This window comes from Amphritea sp. HPY (assembly GCF_050870985.1).
GTDB lineage: Bacteria > Pseudomonadota > Gammaproteobacteria > Pseudomonadales > Balneatricaceae > Amphritea.
Genome location: NZ_CP194015.1, coordinates 2,565,025 through 2,579,196 on the forward strand (window position 1 = coordinate 2,565,025; position 14,172 = coordinate 2,579,196).

10 protein-coding genes are annotated in these 14,172 nt (G+C 50.7%); 2 read left to right on the forward strand and 8 right to left on the reverse strand.

Translation table 11 applies throughout. The annotated features are described in order from the left end of the window. Window positions 1–13: 13 nt before the first annotated feature. From ACQUQM_RS11500 to ACQUQM_RS11515, 4 genes are all read right to left on the reverse strand, one after another. Window positions 14–1,666 carry an electron transfer flavoprotein-ubiquinone oxidoreductase gene (locus ACQUQM_RS11500; RefSeq protein ID WP_432474653.1) on the reverse strand — a complete coding sequence of 551 codons (1,653 nt, stop codon included), beginning with the start codon at window positions 1,664–1,666 and terminating at the stop codon, window positions 14–16. Between the two features lie 185 nt (window positions 1,667–1,851). Beyond that, on the reverse strand, window positions 1,852–3,609 hold the full coding sequence (locus ACQUQM_RS11505) for an acyl-CoA dehydrogenase (protein WP_432474654.1): 1,758 nt from the start codon (window positions 3,607–3,609) through the stop codon (window positions 1,852–1,854). A gap of 51 nt (window positions 3,610–3,660) precedes the next feature. Next, on the reverse strand, window positions 3,661–4,590 hold the full coding sequence (locus tag ACQUQM_RS11510) for an electron transfer flavoprotein subunit alpha/FixB family protein (RefSeq protein ID WP_432474655.1): 930 nt from the start codon (window positions 4,588–4,590) through the stop codon (window positions 3,661–3,663). An 18-nt stretch (window positions 4,591–4,608) separates the two neighbouring features. After that, a complete protein-coding gene (locus ACQUQM_RS11515) occupies window positions 4,609–5,367 on the reverse strand; it encodes an electron transfer flavoprotein subunit beta/FixA family protein (RefSeq protein WP_432474656.1) in 759 nt (252 codons plus the stop codon). A gap of 285 nt (window positions 5,368–5,652) precedes the next feature. Between ACQUQM_RS11515 and ACQUQM_RS11520 the strand changes: the two genes are divergently transcribed. Continuing rightward, complete coding sequence (locus ACQUQM_RS11520) at window positions 5,653–6,663, forward strand: AraC family transcriptional regulator (protein WP_432474657.1); 1,011 nt, start codon at window positions 5,653–5,655, stop codon at window positions 6,661–6,663. 379 nt (window positions 6,664–7,042) lie between these two features. Here the strand turns inward: ACQUQM_RS11520 and fadB are convergent, their stop codons facing one another. From fadB to ACQUQM_RS11535, 3 genes are all read right to left on the reverse strand, one after another. Continuing rightward, on the reverse strand, window positions 7,043–9,184 hold the full coding sequence (gene fadB / locus ACQUQM_RS11525) for a fatty acid oxidation complex subunit alpha FadB (protein WP_432474658.1): 2,142 nt from the start codon (window positions 9,182–9,184) through the stop codon (window positions 7,043–7,045). Between the two features lie 177 nt (window positions 9,185–9,361). Then, a complete protein-coding gene (gene bktB / locus ACQUQM_RS11530; RefSeq protein WP_432474660.1) occupies window positions 9,362–10,546 on the reverse strand; it encodes a beta-ketothiolase BktB in 1,185 nt (394 codons plus the stop codon). Window positions 10,547–10,716: 170 nt separating this feature from the next. Continuing rightward, entirely contained in the window at window positions 10,717–11,211 is a 495-nt protein-coding gene (locus ACQUQM_RS11535; protein WP_432474662.1) for a Crp/Fnr family transcriptional regulator, read from the reverse strand. Window positions 11,212–11,715: 504 nt separating this feature from the next. Here ACQUQM_RS11535 and ACQUQM_RS11540 point away from each other — a divergent pair. Further along, window positions 11,716–12,123 carry a hypothetical protein gene (locus ACQUQM_RS11540; protein ID WP_432474663.1) on the forward strand — a complete coding sequence of 136 codons (408 nt, stop codon included), beginning with the start codon at window positions 11,716–11,718 and terminating at the stop codon, window positions 12,121–12,123. Window positions 12,124–12,485: 362 nt separating this feature from the next. Here ACQUQM_RS11540 and ACQUQM_RS11545 read toward each other — a convergent pair whose 3' ends face one another. Continuing rightward, window positions 12,486–14,126 (reverse strand): fatty acid--CoA ligase, encoded by a 1,641-nt coding sequence (locus ACQUQM_RS11545; protein WP_432474664.1) that lies wholly within the window; start codon window positions 14,124–14,126, stop codon window positions 12,486–12,488. Between the last annotated feature and the right edge of the window lie 46 nt (window positions 14,127–14,172).

Sequence of the window (14,172 nt, forward strand, 5' to 3'; positions counted from 1 at the left end):
TCGACTGCGTCGATTACATGTTCGGGTAATTCGGCCCACCGCCACCTTCCGGGGTTACCCAGGTGATGTTCTGTGCAGGGTCTTTGATATCACAGGTCTTACAGTGCACGCAGTTCTGCGAGTTGATCTGGAACTGTTTATCACCGTTTTCATCTTCGATCACTTCATACACCCCGGCCGGGCAGTAACGCTGTGCCGGTTCGTCGAACTTTGGCAGGTTCTGCGCCAGAGGTATTGAGCTGTCGGTCAGTTTGAGATGACAGAGCTGGTTTTCTTCATGATTGGTATTCGACAGGAATACGGAAGAAGGCTTATCGAAGCTCAGCACTCCATCCGGTTTCGGGTAGCTGATCGCGGTGCATTCGCTGGCCGCTTTCATCTGCGCGTAATCCGGCTGATTGTCATGGATAGTGAATGGCAGGCTGAACAGGTTCTGATCGATAAAGTTCAGCGCGCCGCCAACTACCGTACCGTACTTATGCAGTGCCGGACCGAAGTTACGGCTGCTGTACAGCTCATCATAAACCCATGAACTCTTGAAGTTCTCAGCGTAAGCGGTGAGATCGTTACCACCTTCATCACCACCTTGTTGAATTGCGGTGAACAGGGTTTCAGCGGCGATCATGCCTGACTTCATCGCAGTGTGGGTGCCCTTGATCTTGGAGAAGTTCAGGGTACCGGCATCACAGCCAAGCAGCAGTGCGCCGGGCATAGTCATCTTCGGCAGAGCATTAAAGCCGCCTTTAGTGATGGCACGAGCACCGTAAGAGACCCGCTTGCCACCTTCCAGATACTCTGCCAGTAACGGATGATGCTTCATGCGCTGGAACTCGTCGAACGGGCTCAGGTGTGGGTTATCGTAATTAAGATCGGTGATCAGACCGACCACGACCTGATTATCTTCCGCGTGGTAGAGGAAGAAACCACCGCTGGCACCGCCTTCGGTGAGCGGCCAGCCAGCACCGTGCAGCACCAGACCCGGCTGATGTTTAGCAGGGTCGATGTCCCACAGCTCTTTAATACCGATGCCGTAATGCTGGGCATCTTTGCCTGCATCCAGCTGGTATTTAGCGATCAGCTCTTTACCCAGATGACCTCGGCAGCCTTCGGTAAAGAGGGTGTACTTGGCCAGCAGGTCCATGCCCGGCATGTAGGTATCTTTCTGGTTGCCTTCTTCATCCAGGCCCATATCGCCGGTGCCGATACCGGCCACCTGACCGTCGTCACCGTAGATGATGTGGGAGGCCGGGAAGCCCGGGAATACTTCAACGCCAAGCTGCTCGGCCTGCTCTGCCAGCCAGCGGCACAGGTTGCCGACACTGGCGATATAGTTGCCATGGTTGTGCATGGTCTTCGGCACCAGGAAGTTCGGGATCTTGCTGCCCTTCTGGTCGTTCTTAAGCAGGAAGATCTGATCTTCGGTGACCTCTGTTTTCAGCGGCGCGCCTTGCTCTTTCCAGTCCGGGAACAGCTCATTCAGGGCGCGGGGTTCAACCACCGCACCGGAGAGGATATGGGCACCGACTTCGGAGCCTTTTTCCACCACGCAGACGGTCAGCTCTGTGCCTGCCTCATTGGCTTGTTGCATCAGCCTGCACGCTGTCGAAAGTCCGGCCGGACCTGCACCTACGATTACAACATCAAATTCCATCGATTCACGCTGCATCAAATCTCTCCTTATCGCTGAGCATTTATAACTATTTTCTTATAACTCAGTTCTTATACTTATGCTCTTAAACCGGCTCTTAAACCAGCTCTTAAAATCGGCTCTTATAATCCGCCACTTACAATAAGAGCCCGATAACGGGCTCTTATAATCAGACGCTTATCAAAGAACCTGCCTTCAGGTTTTTACAGCTGTTCTTCATCCAGCAGCATAATACTATCGCTACCGGCCTGAATTGATGCCAGTAAGGATTGCGTACGGGGTACCTGATGTTCGCAGAAGAACTGCGCAGTTGCCAGCTTAGTGTTAAGGAAATCTGTATCAGTATCACCGGCATCCAGCTTAGCTTTAGCCTGTAATGCACTCTTCGCCATCAGCCAGCCACCACAGAGATAACCAAACAGCATCATAAAGCTGACGCTGGCACTGCCAGGCGCAGCCGGATCCTGTTTGTTATCCAGCAACCACTGACGTGCTGCAATGCCGTTATCCAGTGCGGTACGACACTGCTGTGCTGCTAGCGCAAACTGACCACCCAGCGCTTCAAAACGGCCGATATCTTCAGCGATCTCTTCCAGTAACAGCGCCAGTGATTCCCCCTGGTTAGCCAGGGTTTTACGCCCTACCAGGTCAAGCCCCTGAATACCGGTAGTACCTTCATAGATAGTCAGGATACGCGCGTCGCGATAGAACTGAGCTGCTCCGGTCTCTTCGATAAAGCCCATACCACCATGGATCTGAACACCCAGGTAGGTCAGTTCCTGGGCCAGTTCAGTCACCCAACCTTTTACGATCGGAGTCAGCAGTTCAACCCGGGCACTGTTACCGCGATCAATCTCGGCTGATGCCACCAGGCAAAGCGCACGCATCGCTTCGGTTGATGACTTCATCTGCATAAGCATCCGACGTACGTCCGGGAACTTAATGATGGAGAAACGACTGCCATCTTTATTGGACCCCTGAATCCGGTCCTTAGCATACTGCAGAGCATGCTGATAAGACGCCTCAGATACTGCCAGTCCCTGCAGACCAACGCCCTGGCGGGCATGGTTCATCATAGTGAACATGTAAGCCAGACCTTTGTTGGCCTCACCAACCAGATAACCAACAGCGCCACCATTATCACCAAAGCTCATGACACAGGTCGGGCTGCCGTGGATACCCAACTTATGCTCCAGAGACACAGAATAGGCATCGTTGCGCTGCGCCGGCTCACCGTTTTCATCAAGCAGGAACTTAGGCACAACAAACAGGGAGATACCTTTTACACCCGCCGGAGCATCCGGCAGACGCGCCAGTACCAGATGAACGATATTATCGGTCATCTGATGGTCACCCCAGGTGATAAAGATCTTCTGACCGGTAATCAGGTAATGATCATCCTGGGGAATCGCTTTAGTCTTAACCGCCGCCAGATCGGTACCCGCATCCGGCTCGGTGAGGTTCATAGTTCCGGTCCACTCACCGCTGACCATTTTCGGCAAATAAGCCTGCTTCAGCTGGTCGCTGCCGTGATGGGCGATCGATTCGATTGCGCCCTGCCCCAGCAATGGACACAGCGCGAACGCCAGGTTAGCGGACTGCCAGATCTCATTCACCGCAGTACCCAGAACATTCGGCAGGTTCTGGCCACCAAACTCTTCGGCACCGGTCAGGGATGACCAGCCACCTTCCATATATTCACGGTAGGCATCAGCAAAACCTTCGGTTTCCTTTACGCCGGGTTCACCGCCGATATCAGCCAGAGATGGATGGTTCAGATCGCCCACTTTATTCAGGGGGGCGAGTACGCCGCTGCCCAGTTTTCCAGCTTCAGTCAGAATAACTGAAGCCAGCTCAGCATTAACCTCATCCTGGCCAGTGGCTTCGCACAGCTGGTCAAACTGCACCAGCTCATTCAGGACAAACTCAGCGTCGCGCTGCGGGTGAATATATTCGCTCATAATAAAACTCTTCCGTTATTCTCAGACCTGTTTTCTCAGACCTTTTATTTTTCAGATCTGACCTGTCAGTTCAGGCACAGCATCAAACAGATCAGCAACTAAACCATAGTCTGCAACCTGGAAAATTGGCGCTTCTTCATCTTTGTTGATAGCCACGATCACTTTGGAGTCTTTCATACCCGCAAGGTGCTGGATTGCACCGGAGATGCCGACAGCAATATATAGATCCGGAGCTACAACCTTACCGGTCTGTCCAACCTGCATATCGTTAGGAACAAACCCGGCATCAACCGCGGCACGGGATGCGCCTACTGCAGCACCCAGCTTATCGGCCATCGAATACAGCAGCTCAAAGTTGTCGCCGTTACCCATACCGCGGCCACCGGAAACGATAACCGAAGCGGCGGTCAGCTCAGGACGGTCAGATATAGCCAGCTCTTCACCGACAAAACGTGAGCTACCGGCGTCGCAGGCTTCACTGATCACTTCTACAGGGGCGGAGCCACCTTCATTCGCAACACCGTCAAACGCAGTACCGCGGATCGTTAACAGCTTGATAGAATCGTCGGTCTTAACCGTCGCAATAGCGTTACCGGCATAGATCGGACGCTGGAAAGTATCGGCAGATTCAACCGCGATCACATCAGACAGCTGGTTCACATTTAACAGTGCAGCGACGCGGGGCAGATAGTTCTTACCGCTGGTCGTCGCCGGTGCCAGAATATGGCTGTGACCACTAACCAGGGCTGTAATCAGCTTGGCTATATTCTCCGCCAGCTGATGTTCATAAGCAGCGTTATCCGCATACAGTACTTTTGTCACGGCAGGGATATTCGCCGCAGCGTCTGCAACAGCCTGACAGTTGTGCCCCGCTACCAACAGTTCAATATCACCACCGACCTGCTGTGCAGCAGCCAGGGTATTCAGGGTTACCGGCTTCAGCGCCTGGTTATCGTGTTCTGCAATTACTAAAATTGTCATTTTAAAACTCCCCTTAAATTACCCGTTTGCCAGAACTTTTGCTTCGTTCTTCAGTTTATCTACCAGTTGTGCGACCGACTCAACCTTAATACCAGCCTGACGTTCGGCCGGTGGATTAACGCTAATCAGTGTAATGTTGTTGCTCACAGCTACACCCAGATCGTCCGGTGTTTTCACATCCAGCGGCTTACGCTTGGCCTTCATGATGTTAGGCAGTGAAGCATAGCGTGGCTCATTCAGGCGCAGATCGGTGGTAATCACCGCCGGCATATCCAGTTCCAGGGTCTGCAGGCCACCGTCGATCTCACGGGTCACCTGGACCTTGTCACCGTTCACTTTTACTTCAGAGGCAAAGGTTGCCTGTGGCTGATCCAGCAGTGCCGCCAGCATCTGGCCGGTCTGATTGTTATCGGAATCGATCGACTGCTTACCCATGATGACCAGCTGTGGTTGTTCTTCCAGTACGACAGCCTTGAGCAACTTTGCGGCAGACAGCGCATCAGGAGATGTGTCAGTTTCGATCTGGATACCACGATCTGCACCCAGCGCCAGTGCGGTACGGATCTGCTCCTGACAGGCTTTATCGCCGATAGAGACCACCACAACCTCAGTAGCAACTCCAGCCTCTTTCAGGCGTACCGCTTCTTCAACAGCTATCTCGCAGAATGGGTTCATCGCCATCTTTACATTGGCCAGATCAACATCACTATTGTCGGCCTTGACCCGAACTTTTACGTTGTAATCAATAACACGTTTTACCGGAACTAATATTTTCATCTCTGTCTCACTCTGCTTTAGCGCTGGCTACTTATTATTTACCGGCCCGGCGTACAACATTGTTGCGGGCCTTGATGATTTTAAGAGGCGGATCTAAAAAAACCGTAAAACCATACCTCTAAAATATGCTTCACAGTCTGGCCTGCATTGGCCACAGCATCAATACCAAAAAAAGCCTAACAATTGACATAAAAGGTCATAAATACTAGTTTAATCAGTACGCAGTCCATTCCAACCGGGATCTACACTGCATTAAAGGACAAAAACCTACTTACAGATGCCACTATGAGCCATAACCATCATTCAATTTCTATCCATTTTGCCCAGGCTGTTATCGACGCGGCATTACTGCAGGGCTTAAGCGAGCAAACCTTGCTTGATGACTGCGGCATATCTAAAGGTTTACTGAGTAATCCCGATGTCCGGATTACTCCGATGCAGCTGAGCAAGCTGATGCAATCGGTATGGATTAATGCGGATGATGAGTATCTCTGTTTGGGCAGTCATCCATCCCGCCATGGGGTATTCAGCCTGATGGCCAAGCAGGTTCTGCCCAGTGGTAACCTGCGGCAGGTCTATCGACGCGGGGTGAAGTTCTACAACTTAGTTGCTGAGGCAACCGAGTTAAGGTTTGAAGAAGACAGTGAGCATGCCCGTTTCTACCTGAAGCTAACCGAGCCTGGGCTGGACCCCGATCATGTACTGAGTGACTTCCTGTTACTGCTCTGGCACCGTTTTCCCAGCTGGCTGATCGGTCAGAAGATCCCCCTGACAAAAATATGTTTTACCCATTCAAAGCCTGCGCACTTTGAAGAGTACCGCCTGATGTTTCCCTGCGAAGCGTTTTACAACCAGCCGGAAAGCTATTTCGAGTTTGATCGCAGCATTCTCAATGTACCGGTGGTGCAGACCCAACAAAACCTGAGTGCCTACCTGCGTCGCTGTCCATTGGATTGGTTCAAACGCCAGTCTTACTACCCGGTCTATACCCGCAAAGTCATGGATTACCTGGAAGTAACAGAGAATATGGCTGAAACCAGTATGGAGGGGATAGCCAACCAGATTCATACCACTACCCGCACCCTGCGTCGCAAGCTGTTAGAAGAAGGCACCAGCTTTCAGGAGCTGAAAGACAGCGTGCGTCGTGATGAAGCGATCCATTTCCTCAGCCAGCCGGATATTCCCATCTCACAGATAGCCCGTATGCTTGGCTTTACCGAAGCAGCAGCATTTACCCGGGCGTTTAAGCACTGGACCGGCATCTCCCCCAGTATGTATCGAAAATCGAAAGAATAGCCTGACAGTTTTCAATTAATAGTCTTGTCCCATTTTGTTCAAAGTATGACTTCATGCGTTATGGCCTTTCTCCTGAACAAGGCCCACAATAGAACCATCTTGAACAACCTTTTCGGTTGCTTCCTGATCGCTTTGTTGTATACGTCCTGAGGCGCTTGGCATTTATCCCTTGCCAGCTGCAGTCGCACTATCTGCATAGCCTCTTCTTGCTTATGCCGGCCTATAGTATGACTTTAAGTCTTACTAAAGCCGGCTTTTTTTTGCCCATAATTTCCCCCCTGGCGCTTACAAAACTTTAAGCAAGACAACAAAAAGGTAGCCGAAGCTACCTTTATTTTTCGGGCTATTCTGCCCGGTCAACCATTACATCTCTGTCCGATTATGCAAAATATCTGATCCCGGAATTTTGACGAGAAACGAAATCTTCAGGTAACTGGTACAGTCCTCCATGCTGCTGGTGCTGCTGCACTCTCTGCGCAAACTCATCCAGCCCAACAGTATCGATATAACGAAGCGGACCACCCCGGAATCGAGGGAAACCAAGTCCAAGAATCAGGCCCATATCCACTTCAGCAGCCGTTCCGACAATACCATCTTCCAGGCAACGCGCCGCTTCAAGACAGAGTGGAATCATCATCCGGTCGATGATCTCCTGATCAGTCACCTCAACGGATTGATTCACCCGCGTAGCAATCAGCTCATTGGCCAGGCCAGATGCCTCTTTAAAGCGTCGACCAGTTTCATCGACACCGTATTGATAGAACCCCTTACCGTTCTTCTGACCCAGGCAGTCTGCCGCCAGCAACGCCTCAACAATGGTTTCACCATCGTGGCCCATGCGCTCAGGGAATCCCTGCTGCATCACCTCATCGGCATGCACCATGGTATCGATTCCAACCACATCCGCCAGGTAAGCTGGCCCCATTGGCCAGCCAAACTGCTCCATCACCCGGTCAATACGCTGGAAGTCAACGCCATCGAGTAACAGGCGATTAAAGCCGTTAAAGTAAGGAAACAGAATCCGGTTAACCAGAAAGCCCGGGCAATCATTAACCACGATAGGGGTTTTACCCATCGCAGCCGCATAGGCAACCGTTGTGGCGATTGTCTCATCGCTGGTCTTACTGCCCCTGATAACCTCAACCAGGGGCATCAGATGAACCGGATTGAAAAAGTGCATACCGCAGAACTGCTCTGGTCGCTGCACGCTTTCTGCCAGCAGATCGATCGAGATAGTCGACGTGTTGGAGGCCAGTACTGCTTGCTCCGAAACCTGCTGTTCCACATCCGCCAGAACCGCCGCTTTAACCTTCGGGTTTTCAACAACGGCTTCGACCACCAGGTCGACAGTAGCGAAGTCGTTATAATTCAAGGTTGGCTTGATTGAGTCGAGAATCCGGGTTTTACCGGCCTCATCCAGACGACCTTTTTCAATCTGTTTATCCAGCAATTTAGTCGCCGTCTTGCTGCCCAGTTGTAACGCATCATCATTGATATCTTTCATGATAATGGCAGTACCGGTAGAGGCTGACTGATAGGCAACACCACCACCCATAATACCGGCACCCAGTACTGCGCTTTGCTGCACTGGCCGGGCTTGTTTCAACCAGGATTTGGCTTGTTTCTTCAGCATCTGATCATTGAGGAACAGACCGATCAGACTCATTGCCGCATCGCTCTTAGCCAGCTTAACGAAGCTTGCGGTCTCTACCGCCAATGCCGCCTCGAACGGCAAAGAGATATGCTTGCTGACCGTCTCAAGGATGGTTGTCGCGGCAGGATAATCAGGGTTCAGTTTTCGGGCATAGCTTTGCTGCAGTTGTTGCAGTTCTTCAGCCAGCGCATCTGAGTCTCTGCGCTGTTGCTGCTTACGGGCACTATTTTCGGTGTAACAGATATCACCGTTCACAGCCTGCTTTAATAGCTCTAGCGATTCCTCACGTAGCGTATCGGCACTGGCAACCCGATCCACCGCGCCTGAAGCCTGCGCTACTGACGCTTTCTGCGGTCGTCCGGCAAGGGTCCAGGCCACCGCATCTTTGATACCGATCAGGCGACTCAGGCGAACCGTTCCGCCCCAGCCAGGACACAATCCCAGGTTAACTTCAGGTAATCCAACTTTTGCATTATCTGCCAACACCCGGAAATCAGCTGCCAGGGCCAGCTCAAAGCCGCCCCCCAGCGCCATCCCATTGATTGCAGCCACACTAGGGTAAGGTAGATTTTCCAGCTCACAGAACAGATCGTTAGTCTTGCTAACCCAACCTGTCAGCTGCTCATCCGACATACTGAAGCTTTCAACAAACTCGGTAATATCCGCACCAACCACAAATGCTGACTTGGGGCTGCTGATCAGTAACCCTTTAACCTCGGGGCTATCTTTTAAAACCGCGACCGATTCACTCAACTCAGTAAGGGTCTGATCATTTAACTTATTGACCGATGAACCTTTAAGATCAAGTTGTAGTTCAACTAAACCCGAATCGAGTTTTACAAGGCTAATAGCCTGACCTTGATACATATGAATACCTTTCTTCCTTTAGCCATTGCAACAGGCATAAGCAAGCCACAGCTTTATCATAGACAAAGCAGGCTAAATATCAGTTACAACAGAAAATAGTGGGGGATCACCCGCAACCGGAACTAGTGGAGATAACTACCCTTAGGGAAGGGATATCCGGTTGCAGGTGATATTTTATTAAGCGCGTTCAAACAGTGCCGCGATACCCTGGCCACCGCCAATACAAAGACTGACAACAGCATAACGACCGTTCACCCGGGCCAGCTCATGCAACGCTTTAACGGTTATAACAGCGCCGGTTGCTCCGATAGGATGGCCCAGGGAGATACCACTGCCGTTTGGATTGAGTCGGTCGCGGGGCAGATCCAGCTCCTGAGCAACAGCAGCAGCCTGTGCCGCAAAGGCTTCGTTTACTTCATAGACATCGATATCATTTACTGAAAGATTATTACGTTCCAGAATCTGTTTAATCGCCGGTACCGGACCGATACCCATAATCTTCGGATCAACACCTACGACTGAGTAGTCCACCAGACGGGCCATCACCTGCAGACCTTCCGCTTCGGCTTTTTCCCGGTCCATCATAACGATTGCAGCAGCAGCATCATTCAAACCAGAGGCGTTGCCTGCGGTTACCGTACCGCCCTTCTTAAATACCGGCCGCAGGGCTGCCATCTCTTCAACGGTGCAGTCCATACGAACATGCTCATCGGTATCAAACAGTTTCACCCCTTTGCGGCTTTTCAGCTCGACCGGCATGATCTGCTCTTTGAAATAACCCTGCTCTATCGCATTCTGAGCCCGGTTATGGCTCAGCGCCGCCAGCTCATCCTGCTGCTCACGGCTGATGCCGTATTTCTCAGCAACATTTTCTGCAGTGATACCCATATGGATATGATTAAACGGACAATGCAGTGCAGCAACCATCGGATCAACCATCTGACCATCGCCCATACGCTGGCCAAATCGTGCGGTTGGCAGATGATAAGGCGCGCGACTCATCGATTCAGCACCACCAGCAACAACCGTGTCACAGACACCCAGCTCGATCTGCTGAGCAGCAGTGATCACCGCCTGCAGGCCACTGCCACAAAGACGGTTCAGTGTCAGTGCAGGGGTTTCTTCCGGCAAACCGCCATTAATTGCAGCGACGCGGCCCAGATACATATCGGCAGGCTCGGAATGGATAACGTTACCAAAAACGCTGTTACCCACAGTTTCCGGTGCGATACCCGCACGCTTTACCGCTTCGGCTACCAGAGCGCCCGCCAGCTCAGTCGGCTTATGACCTTTCAGACTTCCACCGTAACCACCGATTGCGGTACGTACACCACTAACAACTACAACTTCGCGCTTTTGCATAAAATTCTCTCTGAGTAAGGCAGCTACTATCAGCCTGGCAACTTCACTTTCATGGCAACCGATCGGGCAACACCATGACCTATGCCATTAAGTTTCTACACAAAGAGGCTAATCGACAATGATAAAAGGAGCTTAACTATTAACATAAAAGGACATACTTCAGATATAAACTAACCTTTAGGTGACCACCCGGTACTTTTCCCAATGACCTCCTCCAGCTGGGCAATTTCTCTTGAGAGCTCACGCGCCAGATTAATCATAAACAGACCAAAGTCATCAGAAAATTCGATATGCATATCAAAGAACTGAGCGCTGCTTATTTTAACTACCAACGTTCTGACATGCGCCACTTCAGTGCCTGAATACGGGATCATTGCCAGCATCGCATCAAAACCTATCTGCTCGCCATTAATAAAATGTCTGGTCAGAATATCCTGCCCTGAAAAGTGCTTATAAAAAGCAATATCCCCTTTCAGGACAACCGTAAATCCTGTCACTTCCATACCGTACTGGCAAAGCACTTCGCCCTGTTCTAACTGTAAAATCTGGCCATTTTCCAACAGGCTTATTATTGCTTTATCGGACAATGCGCCAAACGTTGAAAGGTTGTGAAACCAGCTCATACCCAGCGACTCGATCAACTCCTCTGCATCGACCTCTACCATAGCGAAAACCTTCCCGGAGCAATAGCAACGCTCCTGTTATGACAACCTATCAACACTATAGATAAGTATCTGGATAACAGCTCAGCATGTTAAGCGAGTTAAATTACTCCAAAGTAAAAAGGGAGCCGATGGCAAGCTATTACGCTTTCGTGTTGCGCTGACTCATTGAATCCACAAACCAAAGCAGACATATCACCATGGCGGCTTAGACTTCAGCTAACGGCACAAAGCGACCTGATCGTTGAGCAACTACTTCTGGGTCTGTTTGGCCGCTACTGACACACAACAGCCAATGATAATCAGCTAGCTTCAGCCTCACCTTCAATCCATATTTATCCATAGCAGATATCCGGGCCAGGACTATCTGAGCTTCAGCTATCGACAGGATACGGCCAGAAACTGTCTTGGGGTTATTTGTCTGCTGATAAAATACTGTGAAAAGTTATTTTCTTTTCTTCAGGACTTTTCCTACTCTTATCTGTACAGAGGGAGTAGGTATAAAGCATGATTAAACTGTTGTTTCTATTAATGTTACCAATGTTGACGTTTGCATCAATAAGCGAGCAGGCCTACGAATTTAATGCTGCCAAACAATTAGCAGTTGAGCATGAGAGTAGCGAGATCTCGGGTTGCTACTTTGCTTGTGAGTTTGATCCTCACTTTGGGGTAAACTTTGAAAGCGTCATGGCGGAATGCTTCGATACCACAGCAGTACCTCAAGTAAAGTCATTTGAGGTCATAGTAGTAATTGGTAAAAACGGTGTTATTGGCTCATCATGGCTTGAGCCGAATACAAACATTGGGCAATGCTTATCGAGCGCACTGGAAGGCTCCCAGTTTCCTAACCCTCCTTTTTCTCCTTTTTATGCAAGTATTGTCATGCATATTTCAGGTTCATTAACAGGAAATTAAGCGCTGCTTTACAGCTAAGATGACCACAATTGCAGTGGCAGCGTGGTGAAGATAACGACCAAACAGCAATTCAGAGAGACTGAGCCACTGCATAGGTCGCTTTTTGTCGACAGGAGCCGCAAGCTGAAGCTGGGATAGGTAAATATTCAGCGTCCGCTATTGGAACTGAGGGGTGGCAGGAGTAATGCTATATTAGCGCTATCTAAAAGTCCGGATTTGGCGCAAGCAGATATTTCTCAACCGCAAAAAAAAGAGCCGCAGGTTAAAAATCTACGGCTCTTTTTATTTGCAACTTAAAGCGACACCAAAGCGTAATAGCTTGAGCCGATAGCTCCCTTTCCTTATACCTGAATAACTTTGCCCTAACTCAGCTGCGTGCGGATCACTTTCTTGTTGATCTTACCGACGCTGGTTTTCGGTATCTCTGTCACGACACTGATCTGCTGCGGAATTGCCCACTTGTTTATCTGGCCACTCTCAACAAACTGCAACAGGTGAGTTTGAATCACTGTCGCTTCGATCTCCTCGCCAGCGATCGGAACAATCAGGGCAAATGGACGCTCGCCCCACTTCTCATCAGGAATACCAACGACCGCTACTTCAGCCACCAGCTCATGCTGGCTGATCAGGTTTTCCAGCTCCAGTGAAGATATCCACTCGCCACCAGTCTTAATCACATCCTTAATCCGGTCCTTGATTTCTAATACGCCATCGTTATCGATCGACGCAACATCACCGGTATGCAACCAGCCGTTTTCCCACAGTTCAGCACCTTTCTCCGGCTCTTTGTAATAGCCCTGGGTTAACCATGGCGTACGTACCACAATCTCACCCATAGCTTCGCCATCATGCACTACATCATTACCATTGGGATCAACAATACGAAGGTCCACCAGACCGATAGGCACTCCGGTTTTTATCCGCTGCGACATCTGCTCACTCATATCCAGCTCGCGCTCGGATTGCTGCAGGAAGGTTGTACTCAGTAGTGGGCAGGTTTCTGACATGCCGTACCCGGTGTGGAACAGGATTCCCTTATCAGCCATCTGCTGAGCCAGCGCAAGGGTCGGCGCGCTACCACCGGTCAGTAGCTTCCACCCGGTCATGTCGGTGTTATCCGCTTCCTCGCAGTTGAGGATCATCTGCAACACTGTCGGTACACCGTGGGAGAAGGTAACTCCCTCTTCCCGGTACAGCTTAACTAACTTGTTCGGTTCATAGCGGCCCGGATAGACCTGTTTCACACCCAGCATAGTGGCTATATAAGGCACGCCCCAGGCATGAACGTGGAACATCGGCGTCATCGGCATATACACATCATCTGAGCGCAGCAGTGGCTGGCCCTCATATAAGCCCAGCGTCGCAGCTCCGTTCAACGTATGCAGTACCAATTGCCGGTGGGTAAAGTACACCCCTTTCGGGTTGCCGGTAGTACCGGTGGTATAGAACGTCGTCGCGACGGAGTTCTCGTCGAAGTCCGGAAAGTCGTATTCAGAGTCAGCGGCCTGTACTAGTGCTTCATACTCGCCCAGGGTATTCAGCGAGGTCGGCACAGGCTGCGCATCATCGGTCAGCTGAATATAGCCACGCACTGTAGGTAGTTGTTCAGCCAGCTGCTCGGCAATAACCACAAAATCATCGTGCACCAGCACCAGATCGTCTTCGGCATGGTCCATGGTATAACCGATCTGGTCGGTACTGAGACGAATATTTACGTGGTGCAGAACGGCACCGATCATCGGTACCGCGAAATACGCTTCAAGATAACGATGACTGTCCCAGTCCATCACCGCCACGGTATCCCCGGCTTTCACACCGGCATTGCTCAGCACGTTAGCCAGTTTACAGATCCGCTGATAGAGCGTGCGGTAGTCATATCGAATCACATCACCGTACACAATCTCCTGATTAGGCTCATAACGTTTACCCGAAAGCAGCAGGCTTTTGATCAGCAACTGGTATTTGTAGGCATTTTCAGCCGGTTCAATTATTTTTGTTTGCATTGTTATTACCTTTTTACAGCGCAGCAAGCCACCAGCTTCCCCCCGG